Raw genomic sequence first — 13,966 nt, 5'->3', positions numbered from 1 at the left:
GGGGTTGGCGCAGCGACACGAAGTGCGCGAAGCCTGGGGGAGTGCCTGGTCCTAGCCTTCGCGTATCCGCATGAAGCGGGCGAACTTCGGCAGCCCGCTCGGGTGCGTGCCGTTGTAGCGGTAGGTCACCAGGCTGCCGATCGGCGGCGGTTGATCGCGTTCGGCGTCGGTCAGGCCGGTGCCGAGGCGGAAGCGCAGGCCGCCGGGCATCTCGACCATCAACGCGCCGAGCCGGCCCTGGTGTTTGCCTTTGCCGGGCAGGTGCGCAACGACGCGGGCCTCGGCGTCTTCAAAGGGCTTGACCTTGAGCAGGTCGTTGTTGCGCTCGCCGCGGTACATCGACGCGCCCCGGTGCAGCATCAGGCCTTCGCCACCCATCTTCACGGTCTTGTCGAGCAGCGCCTGCAGCTCTTCGTGCGTGGTCGCGGGCTGCTGCGGCACGGCCATGACCCACGGGGCATCGGTGATCGGCAGCAGCTTGCGTAGCACGGCAAGGCGGGTGTTGAAGTCGCCGCCCTGGGCCGGCAGGTCGAACACCATGAAACGGATTTCCTGCCAGGCGGCATCGTTGGGCGTCTGGCTGCGCACGGTCGACAGCGCGTGATTGAAGCGACCGCGCCCCGCCCACAGTTCGCCGTCGAGCGGCTGCTTGGGCAGCGAGGCGGTGAACCAGATGGGCGCCACGACGGGCTCGCCGCCGCGGGTCCAGAGTTTCTGGCCGTCCCAGTAGCCACGCAGGCCGTCGAACTTCTCGCTGACCCAGTAGCCCGCGAGCGACATGCCGGGGCGGTACACCTCGGCCAGCATCAGGGCGGGCGCGGCCGCGCCCGCGAAGGTGGCATGGCCGAAAAGGGCCGTGCCCAGTCCCGCGAACAGGAGAAGGGAGCGTCGGTTCAACACGGTGAGTGCGCTGGAGTGGAGCGTGGGTGGGCGCCGTGCGCCCGAGGGTGCGAATTACTCCGCCATGCCTCCGACCACGTTGCTGAAGCCGCCGTCGACATAGGTGATCTCGGCGGTCACGCCGCTGGCGAGGTCGCTCAGCAGGAAGGCGGCCACGTTGCCGACTTCCTCGATGGTCACGTTGCGGCCGATGGGCGAAGCGTCGGCCACGGCCGCGAGCATCTTGCCGAAGCCCTTGATGCCGCTCGCCGCGAGCGTCTTGATCGGGCCGGCGCTGATGCCGTTCACGCGCATGCCCTTGGGGCCGAGCGACGCGGCGGTGTAGCGCACCGAGGCTTCGAGCGAAGCCTTGGCCAGGCCCATGGTGTTGTAGTTGGGCAGTGCGCGCGCAGCGCCCAGGTAGGTCAGCGTGAGCAGGGCCGACTTGGCGTTGAGGTAGGGGAGGGCCGCCTTGGCCATGGCCGGGAAGCTGTACGCACTGATGTCGTGCGCGATCTTGAAGCCTTCGCGCGAGAGACCGTCCAGGAAGTCGCCGGAGATCGACTCGCGCGTGGCGAAACCGATGCTGTGCACGAAGCCGTCGAAGGTGGGCCAGGTCTGGGCGAGGTCGGCAAAGAGCTTGTCGATCTGCGCGTCGTCGCTCACGTCGCAGTCAAAAATGAGTTTCGAGCCGAAGTCTGCGGCATATTCGGTGATACGGTCCTTGAATCGCTCGCCGACATAACTGAAGGCGAGTTCCGCGCCCTGGTCGTGACAGGCCTTGGCAATGCCATATGCAATGGAGCGATTGCTCAACACACCGGTGATCAACAGTTTCTTGCCGGAAAGAAAGCCCATGAAGTTGCCTCGTGAAAATCTTGGGCAGAATTCTCGCATGCGAGGTTGGCTGCTCTGGATGTTGGCGCTCCTGGCGCTGCCCTCGTGGGCAGCGCACGGACTGGGCATGGGTTACGAACCCAAGTACCCGGCGTCGTTCACGCATTTCGACTACGTGAATCCCAACGCGCCGAAGGGCGGCGACCTCACGTTGTCGGCCGCCGGCGGCTTCGACAAGCTCAACCCCTTCACCTTGCGCGGCGTGCCGCCGGTGGGCATGGGCTACAGCGCCAACGGCTTCGTGTTCTCGGAGTACGGCCTGCTCTTCGACTCGCTGACCACGCCGAGCGAGGACGAGCCTTTCTCGCAGTACGGCCTGCTGGCCGAAGACATCCAGCTGGCGCCCGACCGCCTGAGCGTCACGTTCCGGCTGAATCCCAAGGCGCGGTTTTCCGACGGCTCGCCGGTGCTCGCGAAAGACGTGAAGTACTCCTTCGACACCCTGCGCAGCAAGGCGGCCGGGCCGACCTTCCGCTCGTACTGGGCCGACATCAAGGAGGCCGTGGTGACGGGCGAGCGCTCCATCCGCTTCGACTTCGTGCGCCAGAACGCCGAACTGCACATGATCATCGGCGGACTGCCGGTGTTCTCCAGCGCCTGGGGCAAGGGCAAGCCTTTCGACCAGATCGTGACTGAGCCGCCGATCGCGAGCGGGCCTTACGCGGTGGACAAGGTCGACTACGGCAAGTTCATCTCGTACCGCCGGCGCCCGGACTACTGGGCCGCCAACCTGCCCGTGCGCAAGGGGATGTTCAACTACGACACGGTGTCGTACCAGTACTTCAAGGACTCGCTCGGCGAGGAAGAATCGCTCAAGGCCGGCGCGCTCGACGCGATGGAAGAGCGCTCGATCATCGCGTGGGTGCGTCGCTACAAGGGACGCCGCTTCGACTCCGGCGAGCTGGTCAAGGAAGAGATCGATCACCGCCGCTTCACGGGCATGCAGGGCCTGGCGCCGAACCTGCGGCAGCCCCGCTTCGCCGACATGCGCGTGCGCAGGGCGCTGGCGCTGGCCTTCGATTTCGACTGGCTCAACGCCCACCTGTTCTACGGACGCCGCGGGCGCACGCAGAGCTACTTCCAGAACAGCAACGACCTCATGGCCCAGCCCACGGTCAGCCCCGAGGAGCAGGCGCTGATCGACAAGCTCAAGAACAGGCAGCGCTATCTCGACAACACCCAGGGCGAGCTGCCGCGCCCCGACAGCAGCGGAGACACCGCCGATGGCCTGCGGCGCAACCTCGTGAAGGCGCAGGCGTTGCTGAAGGAGGCCGGCTGGACCTACCGCGACGGCGCGCTGCGCGACAAGGCCGGCACGCCGTTCGTGATCACCATCGACATCGCCGACCGCAGTTCCAACGTGGTGCTGGCGCCGTATGCGCGCAACCTCGGCAAGCTGGGCATCCGGCTGGAGTACCGCCTGCGCGACCCGAGCCTTTTGAAGAAGAAGCTGGATGACTTCGATTTCGACATGGCCATCAGCCTCGTGGGCGGCTCGTCGAGTCCGGGCAACGAGCTGTACGACGATTTCGGCTCGAAATCGGCGAGCGAGAAGGGCAGCCAGAATCTGAGCGGCATCAGCGATCCGGTGATCGACGAGATCGTCGAGGTGATCGTCAACAGCCATGACCGCGCCTCGCTCGCAGCGGCAGCGCGGCTGCTGGACCGCTACTTGCTCCACCAGCACTACGTGACCCCGATGTACTACGGCAAGCAGTATTTCATTGCCCACAAGCGAAAGCTGCGCCGACCCGACGCGCCCTTGCCGCAGCGCCTGCTGGCAGGCTCGGCGATGCTGACGATGTGGTGGATCGACCCGAGCGCCAAGTAGAAGAACACCCATGGCCGCCTACCTGATCCGACGCCTCCTGCTGATCGTGCCCACGCTGTTCGGCGTGCTGCTGCTCAATTTCGCCATCGTGCAGTTCGTGCCGGGCGGTCCGGCCGAGCAGCTGCTCTCGCAACTCACCAACAAAGAGAACCGCATCTCCGGCGGTCCCACCGGCCGCACGCTCGACGCCAAGCAGGTGGCCGAGATCAAGGCACTGTACGGTTTCGACAAGCCGGCTCCCGAGCGCTTCTGGCAGATGCTCAAGCAGTTCGCGCGCTTCGACCTGGGCAAGAGCTTCTTCCAGAGCAAGGACGTGTGGCAGCTCATCAAGGAGAAGCTGCCGGTGTCGATCAGCCTGGGGCTGTGGACCTTCTTCATCAGCTACCTCATCGCGGTGCCGCTGGGCGTGGCCAAGGCCGTGCGCGCGGGCTCGCGCTTCGACTTCTTCACGACGCTGCTGGTGCTCGTCGGCTATGCCATTCCAGGCTTCGTGCTGGGCGTGGCGCTGCTGGTGATCTTCGGCGGGCAGCTGCAGTGGTTTCCGCTGCGCGGGCTGACCTCGCCGAACTGGGAGTCGCTGAGCTGGGGCGCCCGCATCGTCGACTACCTGTGGCACATCACCTTGCCGGTGACGGCCATGGTGCTGGGCAGCTTCGCGATCACCGCGATGCTCACCAAGAACTCCTTCCTCGAGGAGATCCGCAAGCAGTACGTGCTGACGGCGCGCGCCAAGGGGCTGGCCGAGCGGCAGGTGCTGTGGAAGCACGTGTTCCGCAATGCGCTGATCCCGATCATCACGGGCTTTCCGACGGCGTTCATCGGCGCCTTCTTCTCGGGCGCGCTGCTCATCGAGACGCTGTTCTCGCTCGACGGCATGGGCCTGCTCAGCTACGAGAGCGTGCTGCGGCGCGACTACCCGGTGTTCCTGGGCACGCTTTACTTGTTCACGCTGATCGGGCTGGTGACCAAGCTCATTTCCGATCTTTGCTACGTCTGGGTCGATCCGAGGGTGAAGTTTGACTGAAGCCGCCGCCGTGTCCGTGAGCCCCGGGCGCCGTGCCTGGCGCCGTTTCCGCCGCAACCCACTGGGGTTCTGGAGCCTGGTCGTCTTCTCGACGCTGGTGGTGCTGAGCCTCTTCGCCGACGTGCTCTCCACCGACAAGCCGCTGGTGGTGCGCTATGAAGGCCAGACCTACTTCCCTGTGCTGCGCGACTATTCCGAGAAGACCTTCGGCGGCGACTTCGAAACCCCCGCCGACTACCTCGACCCCTTCATCGAGCAGCGCATCACCCAGGGCGACAACTGGGCGCTGTATGCGCCCAATCGCTACGGCCCGGCCACGCTCAACTACTTCTCGAAGCCGCCGAACCCGGCTGCGCCCTCGCATGAAAACCTGCTCGGCACCGACGAGCGCGGGCGCGACCTGCTGGCCCAGCTGATCTACGGCTTTCGCGTGAGCGTGCTGTTCGCGCTGGCGCTCACGGTGGTCGGCGTGGTGCTGGGCATCGCGACCGGTGCCGTGCAGGGCTTCTTCGGCGGCAAGATCGACCTGACCTTCCAGCGCCTCATCGAGATCTGGAGCGCGATGCCCGAGCTGTACCTGCTGATCATCTTCAGCGCGATCTTCACGCCCAGCGTGTCGCTGCTCTTGATCTTGCTGAGCCTGTTCGGCTGGATGGGACTGTCGGACTACGTGCGCGCCGAGTTTCTGCGCAACCGCCAGATGGACTACGTGCGCGCCGCACGGGCGCTCGGCGTGGGCAACCTGCAGATCATGTGGCGCCACATCCTGCCCAACAGCATGGTGCCGGTCGTCACCTTCCTGCCGTTCCGCATGAGCGCGGCCATCCTCGCGCTGACCTCGCTCGACTTCCTCGGGCTCGGCGTTCCGCCCGGCACGCCGTCGCTCGGCGAACTGCTGAGCCAGGGCAAGGGGAACATCGACGCCTGGTGGATTTCGCTGTCCACCTTCTGCGTGCTGGTCGTCACGCTGATGCTGCTGACCTTCATGGGCGACGCACTGCGCGATGCGCTCGACCCGCGGAAGGCCGACAAATGACGACGATGCGCGACACGAACAACAAACCCCTGCTCGACGTGAAGGGACTGAGCGTCTCGTTCGGCGGCAAGCCGGTGGTGCACGGCATCGACCTGCAGATCGCGGCGGGCGAAAAGCTCGCGCTGGTCGGCGAGTCGGGCTCGGGCAAGACGGTCACGGCGCTCTCGCTGCTGCGGTTGGTGCAGAACGCCGAACTCGCTGGCGTGGCAACCCTGTCGGGCTCGCAAGATCAGCGCGGGGCGCGCGACCTGCTGTCGATTCCTGAGCGCGAGCTGCGCGGCATCCGCGGCAAGGAGATCGCGATGATCTTCCAGGAGCCGATGACCGCGCTCAATGCGCTCTACACCGTGGGCGACCAGATCGCCGAAGTGCTCGAGCTGCACGAAGGGCTGTCGGCGCGCGCCGCGCAAGAGGCGGCCGTGCAGCTGCTGGCTGACACAGGCATCCCCGAGCCGGCACGGCGGGCGAGGGCGTTCCCGCACCAGCTGTCGGGCGGGCAGCGCCAGCGCGCGATGATCGCGATGGCACTGGCCTGCAAGCCGCGCCTGCTGCTGGCCGACGAGCCGACCACGGCGCTCGACGTCACGGTGCGCGCGCAGATCCTCGAACTGCTGGCCGACCTGCAGCGCAAATACGGCATGGCCGTGCTGCTCATCACCCACGACCTGAACCTGGTGCGCCGCTTCGCCGACCGCGTGGCGGTGATGGAGCGCGGCCACATCGTCGAGCACGGCCCGGTCGATACGGTGTTCGAGGCGCCGCAACACGCGTACACCCGCAAGCTGATCGACAGCCATCCATCGCGCGACGTGGCCGAAGCCGCCGTTGACGGCGCAGCGCCGCCGGTGCTCGAAGCGCGGGCGCTGCGCGTGAGCTATCCGGTGCCGCGCCCCGGTTTTGCGGGCTGGTTCCGCAAGGGCGAGTTCGTCGCCGTGCAGGGCGCTGATTTCCGGATCGCCCCGGGTGAAACGCTGGGCGTGGTCGGCGAATCGGGCTCGGGCAAGTCGACGCTGGCGCTGGCCGCGTTGGGCCTGCTCAAGCACCAGGGCGAGCTGCAGGTGACGGGGAAGGGCTGGGCGGTGGACCGCGCCTGCGACCTCGCGCTGCGTCGCACGATGCAGGTGGTGTTCCAGGATCCGTTCTCGTCGCTGTCGCCGCGCATGACGGTGGAGCAGATCGTGGGCGAGGGACTGCGCGTGCATGTGCCCGAGCTCGACACCGCCGCGCGCCGGGTGCGCGCGCTCGCGGCGCTGGCCGACGTGGGGCTGAGCGAGGCGCAGTTTCCCGCGCTGCTCGACCGCTATCCGCACGAGTTCTCTGGCGGACAGCGTCAACGCCTGGCGATCGCCCGGGCGCTCATCGTCGATCCGCGGTTGCTGGTGCTCGACGAGCCCACGAGCGCACTCGACGTGACCATCCAGAAGCAGGTGCTCGGCCTGCTGCAGCGGCTGCAGCGCGAACGAGGGCTGAGCTACCTGCTGATCACGCACGACGTCGAGGTGATCCGCGCCATGGCGCACCAGGTCATCGTGATGAAGGACGGCGCGATCCTCGAATCCGGACCGGCCCTGCGCGTTCTCGATGCCCCCGAGCATCCCTACACACAGAAGCTGGTGGCCGCGGCGCTGCTGGAATAAAAACACGGAGATCGCAAGCAATGTCGGGAATCGGACACGACCGGCGCGGCGCCTGGCGCGCGGCGCTGGCCTGCATGGTCACGCTGGCAGTGGCCATGGGCCTGGGGCGCTTTGCCTTCACGCCCATGCTGCCCATCATGCTGAGCGAGGGAAAACTCGAGCTGGCCGGCGGTGGGCTATTGGCCTCTCTTAATTACCTGGGCTATTTCTTTGGCGCGGTCAGTTGCGCGGCCATCGGCATCAAGGCGTCGAGTATGGTGCGCGGCGGCCTGCTGGCCACGGCGGCGCTGTTGGTCGGCATGGGAGTGCTGCACAGCTTCATCGGATGGGGCGTGCTGCGCGCAGCGGCCGGGGTGATGAGCGCCTGGGTCTTCGTGTTCGCTTCGGGCTGGGGGCTGCGCCGGCTGGCGGAGACGAACGCGCCCATGCTGGCCGGCGTGATCTATACGGGGCCGGGCATCGGGATCGCCATGACCGGGCTGCTGGGCGGTGCGCTCGGTCGTTGGGGTTCGGAGGCGGGCTGGATCGGGCTCGGGTTGCTGGCCGTGGTGCTGATCGCCGTGATCTGGCGGGTGTTCGACGATGGCGAGCGGGTGGCAACGGCGACCGGCGGGGCGGCTGCCGTCCCGGTCGCGGCCGCTGGCGCCGCCGGATCGGCCTCGGCGCGCAGCGATGCGATCTGGCTGGTCGCGCTCTATGGACTGGCAGGCTTTGGTTACATCATTACGGCCACCTTTCTGCCAGTGATCGCCCGGCAGGCGCTCCCGGGGTCGCCGTGGCCGGATTTCTTCTGGCCGTTGTTCGGCGCGGCCATCATTCCGGGTGCATTGATCGGCGCCCGCGCCCCGGTGCATTGGGACAACCGGCTGCTGCTGGCCGCAGCCTATGCATTGCAGGCGCTCGGCGTCGTGTTTTCGGTGGTCTGGCCGACCATTGCAGGTTTTGCAGTGGGTAGCCTGTTGCTCGGCATGCCTTTCACCGCGATCACGCTTTTCGCCATGCGGGAGGCCCGCCGGCTGCGCGGTAACGCGGCGGCCGGGCTGATCGGCTATGCCACGGCGTCCTACGGGGTGGGGCAGATCATCGGGCCGCTGTTTGCCGCGCCACTGGCGCAGCGCACCGGCTCTTTCCAGCTGCCTTTGCTGGTGGCGGCGGCTGCTTTGGCGCTGGGCGCGGTGCTGTTTGCCGTGGTCTGGTCGAAATACAGGCGCCCGTTGGCCGTTTGAATAGCGGATGCCCTTCATTTATGCACGCGAATAGCATATAATTCGAGGCTCACGACCAAACGGGCGGGTACCAACCGCCCGTTTTTTTTGGTCTATGCATTCTCAAGCAGCAATTATTTGGCGTCGTGGCATCCGTGGTGGGCGGGTGCTGCGGCTTGGGCATTGATTCAGAAGGCGCTTTCAAACACGTGGCATTGCAGCAAACAGTAGAACAAACCGTGGCCGGTCTCGGCTACGACCTGGTCGAGGTCGAGCGCTCGGCCGGTGGATTGCTGCGCGTGACGATTGATTTGCCCTGGACGCCCCCCACCTCCGAAGCTGTGGCGGCCGGCACGCCCGAGCCCTTCGTGACGGTGGAAGACTGCGAGAAGGTGACGCGCCAGCTGCAATTCGCGCTGGAAGTCGATGCGGTCGATTACAAGCGGCTCGAGGTCTCCTCGCCCGGTATCGACCGACCCTTGCGCAATGAACAGGATTTCGAGCGATTCGTGGGCGCGGTGATCGACATCACCCTCAAGGCGCCCATGGGCGCTGCCGCGGCGGGCCAGGTGTCGGCCACGCGCAAGAAGTTTCGCGGCACGCTGGAGCGTGCGGAGAGCGGTTCGGGCTGGCAGCTCGTATGGAGCGACGAGGCCAAGATCAAGCCCGGTCAAAAAGTGAGCAAGAAGCGCACGCCTGCACCGTTGCATGCGCTGGGCTTCGTATTGGACGAGCTGCGTGATGCGCGGCTCGCGCCGATTGTGAATTTCAAGGGCCGCAAGGCCAAAACCCAACCGGGTTTTTCGGATATTGACGACGGAACGAGTGTTCCGGACTGAACAAGAGGAGTGGTGGCATGAATCGCGAAATGTTGATGTTGGTGGATGCGATCTCGCGCGAGAAGAACGTCGAGCGCGACGTGGTCTTCGGCGCGGTCGAATCCGCACTGGCGCAAGCCACCAAGAAGCTCCATCAGGGTGATGTGGATATCCGCGTGGCAGTCGATCGCGACAGCGGCGACTACGAAACTTTCCGTCGTTGGCACGTCGTTCCCGACGAAGCCGGCCTGCAGCTGCCCGACCAGGAGATCCTGCTCTTCGAGGCCAAGGAAGAGATGTCCGACATCGAAGTCGGCGAGTACATCGAGGAAGCGGTGGACTCGGTGCCGATCGGCCGCATCGGCGCCATGGCTGCCAAGCAGGTGATCCTGCAGAAGATCCGCGACGCCGAGCGCGAGATGCTGCTCAACGACTTCATGTCGCGCGGCGACAAGATCTTCGTGGGCACCGTCAAGCGCCTGGACAAGGGCGACATCATCGTGGAAGCCGGGCGCGTCGAAGGCCGCCTGCGCCGCAGCGAGATGATCGCCAAGGAAAACCTGCGCAACGGCGACCGCGTGCGGGCCATGATCATGGAGGTCGACCTGACGCTGCGCGGCGCGCCGATCATCCTGTCGCGCTCGGCCCCCGAGTTCATGATCGAGCTGTTCCGCCAGGAAGTGCCCGAAATCGAACAAGGCCTGCTCGAAATCAAGAGCTGCGCCCGCGACCCCGGTTCGCGCGCCAAGATCGCCGTGCTCTCGCATGACAAGCGTGTCGACCCGATCGGCACCTGCGTCGGCGTGCGCGGCACCCGCGTCAACGCCGTCACGAACGAACTCGCCGGCGAGCGCGTGGACATCGTGCTGTGGAGCGAAGACCCGGCCCAGTTCGTGATCGGCGCCCTGGCACCTGCGAACGTCTCGTCGATCGTGGTCGACGAAGAAAAGCACGCCATGGACGTGGTGGTCGACGAGGAAAACCTCGCCATCGCCATCGGCCGCGGCGGCCAGAACGTGCGCCTGGCTTCCGACCTCACCGGTTGGAAGATCAACATCATGGACGCGAACGAGTCGGCCCAGAAGCAGGCCGTCGAGACCGATGCCAGCCGCAAGCTCTTCATGGAAAAGCTCGATGTCGACGAAGAAATCGCCGACATCCTGATTTCGGAAGGTTTCAACAGCCTCGAAGAAGTGGCCTACGTGCCGATTTCCGAGATGCTTGAGATCGAGGCCTTCGACGAAGACACCATCAATGAGCTGCGCGCCCGTGCAAAGGATGCGCTGCTGACCATGGAAATCGCCAAGGAAGAAGGTGTCGAGACCGTTTCGCAGAACCTGCGCGACCTCGAAGGCCTCAATCCCGACCTGATTCCGCAGCTGGCTGAAGCGGGTGTGAACACCCGTGACGACCTGGCCGACCTCGCGGTCGATGAACTCACCGAAATCACCGGCCTGAGCGCCGATGACGCCAAAGCCCTCATCTTGAAAGCCCGCGAACATTGGTTCGCCGGCCAAGAGTGACGGTATGGAGGCACGAAAGCAATATGTCCAGTACCACTGTCGCCGAGTTCGCGAACGAGCTCAAGAAGACTCCCGAAACCTTGCTTGACCAGCTCAAGAGCGCAGGCGTGCCCAAAGCGGCCGCCACCGATGCACTCACGGAGGCCGACAAGCAGCGCTTGCTCGGTTTCCTGAAGGCCAGCCACGGCACGGCCGAGCCCGAGCGCAAGAAGATCACGCTGACCAAGAAGTCGACCAGCGAGATCAAGCAGGCCGATGCCACCGGCCGCGCCCGCACCATCCAGGTCGAGGTGCGCAAGAAGCGCACCTTCATCCAGCGAGATGAGGGTCACCCGGCCACGGCCGAGAGCTCGCAGCAGCAGGCGGCCGAAACGTCCGCCGCACCGAGCGCACCTCAGATCGACGAAGCCGAACTGGCCCGTCGCGAGGAAGACGCACGCCGCCAGGCCGAGCTGATCCGCCGCCAGGAAGAAGAGCTGGCCGAGAAGCGTCGCCAGCGCGAAGAAACCGAAGCCCGCGAACGCGAGCAGGCCGAGAAGGCCGAGCGCGCAGAGCAGGCCGAGCAGGAAGCTGCACGTCTCAACGCCGAGAAGAAGGCCGCTGAAGCCGCTGCTGCGTCCGCCAAGGAAGCTGCGAAGCAGCCGGTGGCTGCCCCCGCCGCGCCGGCCGCCGTTGCTGCCGCCGCCGCTGCCGCAGAAACCGCTGCCGCCGCTGAAAAGCAGGCTGCCGACACGAAGCTGGCCGCGCAAAACGCTGCGAACCAGGCCAAGGAAGACGCCAAGGCCAAGGCCGCTGCTGAATCGAAGGCCCGTGCCGACGAAGAGGCTGCCCGCGCCAAGGACCTCGACGAGCGTCGCCGCAAGGCCCTCGCCGAAGCCGAGGCCATCCGCGCCATGATGAACGCACCGGCCCGCGTGCTGGTGCCGCACAAGGCGCCCGAGAAGCCGCAACCCGAAAAGTCGGCGGTCAAGGGCACGCTGCACAAGCCGGCCACGCCGCCCGCACGTCCTGGCGCGCCTGCCGCGGCAGGCGCAGCGGCAGCACCCGGCGCAGCCGGTGCAGGCAAGGAAGTCAAGTCCGCCAAGCTCTCGTCGAGCTGGGCCGGCGATCCTGCCAAGAAGAAGGAAATCAAGACCCGCGGCGATGCCAGCGGCGGTGTCGGTCGCGGCAACTGGCGCGGAGGCCCGCGCGGCCGTCGCGGCAACGACCGTGGCGGTCACGACGAGCAGCACGCACCGGCCGCACCGGTCGAGGCGCGCATTCTGGAAGTGCACGTGCCCGAGACCATCACGGTCGCCGAGCTCGCGCACAAGATGGCCGTGAAGGCACAGGAAGTCATCAAGCAGCTGATGAAGCTGGGCATGATGGCGACCATCAACCAGTCGCTCGACCAGGACACCGCGATGATCATCGTGGAGGAAATGGGCCACAACGCGGTGGTTGCCGCGCTGGACGACCCGGAAGCCTTCACCGACGAGGACGTGTCGGCGCAACAGGCGGAAGCCCTGCCGCGCGCACCGGTCGTGACCGTCATGGGTCACGTCGACCACGGCAAGACCTCGCTGCTGGACTACATCCGCCGCGCCAAGGTCGCTGCGGGCGAAGCCGGCGGCATCACGCAGCACATCGGTGCGTACCACGTCGAAACCGAACGCGGCATGGTGTCGTTCCTCGACACCCCGGGTCACGAGGCGTTCACCGCCATGCGTGCCCGCGGTGCGCAGGCCACCGACATCGTGATCCTGGTGGTGGCGGCCGACGACGGCGTCATGCCCCAGACCAAGGAAGCCATCAAGCACGCCAAGGCGGCCGGTGTGCCGATCGTGGTTGCCATCAACAAGGTGGACAAGCCCGACGCCAACCTGGACCGCGTGAAGCAGGAACTGGTGGCCGAAGAAGTCGTGCCTGAAGAGTACGGCGGCGACGTGCCGTTCGTGCCCGTGTCCGCCAAGACGGGCCAGGGCATCGACGACCTGCTCGAGCAGGTGCTGTTGCAGGCCGAAGTGCTGGAACTCAAGGCGCCGGTCGAAGCCGCCGCCAAGGGCCTGGTCATCGAAGCGCAGCTCGACAAGGGCCGCGGCCCGGTCGCGACGGTGCTGGTGCAGTCCGGCACGCTCAAGACCGGCGACGTGGTGCTGGCCGGTTCGACCTATGGCCGCGTGCGCGCCATGCTGGACGAAGACGGCAAGGCCACCAAGTCGGCAGGTCCGTCGATCCCGGTCGAAATCCAGGGTCTGACCGAAGTGCCGCAAGCGGGCGACGAGTTCATGGTGATGGCCGACGAGCGCCGTGCGCGCGAAATCGCCACCTACCGTGCCGGCAAGTTCCGCAACACCAAGCTGGCGAAGGCGCAAGCCGCGAACCTGCAGAACATGTTCACCGACCTGTCGGCGGGCGAAGTGCAGACGCTGCGCATCATCATCAAGGCCGACGTGCAGGGCTCGCAGGAAGCACTGGCCCAGTCGCTGCTCAAGCTGGCGACCGAAGAAGTCAAGGTGCAGATCGTGTACGCCGGCGTCGGCGGCATCAGCGAAAGCGACATCAACCTCGCGATCGCGTCGAAGGCTGTGGTCATCGGCTTCAATGTGCGGGCCGATTCCGGTGCGCGCAAGCTGGCCGAAGGCAACGGCGTGCAGCTGAACTACTACAGCATCATTTACGACGCCGTCGACGAGATCAAGGTCGCGATGTCGGGCATGCTGGCACCGGAGCGCCGCGAAGAGATCATCGGCTCGGCCGAGATCCGCACGGTGTTCGTGGCTTCGAAGATCGGCACTGTGGCCGGCTCGTACGTCACTTCGGGCTCGGTCAACCGCAGCGCGCATTTCCGCCTGCTGCGCGACAACGTGGTGATCTACACCGGCGAAGTCGACTCGATCAAGCGCATGAAGGACGATGTCCGCGAAGTCCGCGAAGGTTTTGAGTGCGGTATCAAGCTCAAGAACTACAACGACATCAAGGAAGGCGATCAGCTCGAGTTCTTCGAAATCAAGGAGATTGCGCGTACGTTGTGACGCGCGCCGCGATATCGAGCTCATTGCCGCGTTGCAGCCGTCTTGCCGTACTGAAGTACTGTCTGCGACGGCGCGCCTTGCACTGAGCCCGATCTCGCGACG

At 66.0% G+C, this 13,966-nt stretch carries 10 protein-coding genes; 8 read left to right on the top strand and 2 right to left on the bottom strand.

What is annotated here, in order from left to right:
• Window positions 1-51: 51 nt before the first annotated feature.
• Together RZE79_RS15850 and fabI are read right to left on the bottom strand one after the other, a co-directional pair.
• Window positions 52-900 carry a DNA ligase gene (locus tag RZE79_RS15850; protein WP_319355354.1) on the bottom strand — a complete coding sequence of 283 codons (849 nt, stop codon included), beginning with the start codon at window positions 898-900 and terminating at the stop codon, window positions 52-54.
• A 54-nt stretch (window positions 901-954) separates the two neighbouring features.
• Window positions 955-1,737, bottom strand: coding sequence for an enoyl-ACP reductase FabI (gene fabI, locus RZE79_RS15845; protein ID WP_056580549.1), 783 nt, complete (start codon window positions 1,735-1,737; stop codon window positions 955-957).
• Between the two features lie 37 nt (window positions 1,738-1,774).
• Between fabI and RZE79_RS15840 the strand changes: the two genes are divergently transcribed.
• The 8 genes from RZE79_RS15840 (at window position 1,775) to infB (ending at window position 13,864) form a co-directional block, all read left to right on the top strand.
• Window positions 1,775-3,607: an extracellular solute-binding protein gene (locus RZE79_RS15840; protein ID WP_319355353.1), complete on the top strand. Its 1,833-nt coding sequence runs from the start codon at window positions 1,775-1,777 to the stop codon at window positions 3,605-3,607.
• 10 nt (window positions 3,608-3,617) lie between these two features.
• Window positions 3,618-4,631 (top strand): microcin C ABC transporter permease YejB, encoded by a 1,014-nt coding sequence (locus RZE79_RS15835; RefSeq protein ID WP_062479827.1) that lies wholly within the window; start codon window positions 3,618-3,620, stop codon window positions 4,629-4,631.
• Entirely contained in the window at window positions 4,624-5,667 is a 1,044-nt protein-coding gene (locus RZE79_RS15830) for an ABC transporter permease (protein ID WP_319355352.1), read from the top strand. Before RZE79_RS15835 ends, RZE79_RS15830 begins: the two co-directional genes overlap by 8 nt.
• Window positions 5,668-5,672: 5 nt before the next feature.
• Window positions 5,673-7,304 carry an ABC transporter ATP-binding protein gene (locus RZE79_RS15825; protein ID WP_373696572.1) on the top strand — a complete coding sequence of 544 codons (1,632 nt, stop codon included), beginning with the start codon at window positions 5,673-5,675 and terminating at the stop codon, window positions 7,302-7,304.
• 20 nt (window positions 7,305-7,324) lie between these two features.
• A complete protein-coding gene (locus RZE79_RS15820; protein WP_319355350.1) occupies window positions 7,325-8,530 on the top strand; it encodes a YbfB/YjiJ family MFS transporter in 1,206 nt (401 codons plus the stop codon).
• A 188-nt stretch (window positions 8,531-8,718) separates the two neighbouring features.
• The gene (rimP, locus tag RZE79_RS15815) at window positions 8,719-9,348 is read left to right on the top strand and encodes a ribosome maturation factor RimP (protein ID WP_319355349.1); all 630 of its coding nucleotides are present in this window, start codon (window positions 8,719-8,721) and stop codon (window positions 9,346-9,348) included.
• 17 nt (window positions 9,349-9,365) lie between these two features.
• Window positions 9,366-10,850, top strand: a complete 1,485-nt coding sequence (gene nusA / locus RZE79_RS15810) for a transcription termination factor NusA (protein ID WP_153284184.1) — start codon at window positions 9,366-9,368, stop codon at window positions 10,848-10,850.
• A 23-nt stretch (window positions 10,851-10,873) separates the two neighbouring features.
• Window positions 10,874-13,864, top strand: coding sequence for a translation initiation factor IF-2 (gene infB, locus RZE79_RS15805; protein WP_153284185.1), 2,991 nt, complete (start codon window positions 10,874-10,876; stop codon window positions 13,862-13,864).
• The last annotated feature ends 102 nt before the right edge of the window (window positions 13,865-13,966 follow it).

Source organism: Variovorax sp. EBFNA2, assembly GCF_033802765.1.
Taxonomy (GTDB): Bacteria; Pseudomonadota; Gammaproteobacteria; order Burkholderiales; family Burkholderiaceae_C; genus Variovorax; species Variovorax paradoxus_H.
This window is presented reverse-complemented; position numbering and strand designations above follow the sequence as displayed.

What these genes read in the sequence shown, in the direction of transcription:
- RZE79_RS15840 (WP_319355353.1), top strand. Translation starts at nt 1,775, where the DNA reads ATGCGAGGTTGGCTGCTCTGGATGTTGGCGCTCCTGGCGCTGCCCTCG.
- RZE79_RS15820 (WP_319355350.1), top strand. Translation starts at nt 7,325, where the DNA reads ATGTCGGGAATCGGACACGACCGGCGCGGCGCCTGGCGCGCGGCGCTG.
- infB (WP_153284185.1), top strand. Translation starts at nt 10,874, where the DNA reads ATGTCCAGTACCACTGTCGCCGAGTTCGCGAACGAGCTCAAGAAGACT.
- RZE79_RS15825 (WP_373696572.1), top strand. Translation starts at nt 5,673, where the DNA reads ATGCGCGACACGAACAACAAACCCCTGCTCGACGTGAAGGGACTGAGC.
- nusA (WP_153284184.1), top strand. Translation starts at nt 9,366, where the DNA reads ATGAATCGCGAAATGTTGATGTTGGTGGATGCGATCTCGCGCGAGAAG.
- fabI (WP_056580549.1), bottom strand. Translation starts at nt 1,737, where the DNA reads ATGGGCTTTCTTTCCGGCAAGAAACTGTTGATCACCGGTGTGTTGAGC.
- RZE79_RS15835 (WP_062479827.1), top strand. Translation starts at nt 3,618, where the DNA reads ATGGCCGCCTACCTGATCCGACGCCTCCTGCTGATCGTGCCCACGCTG.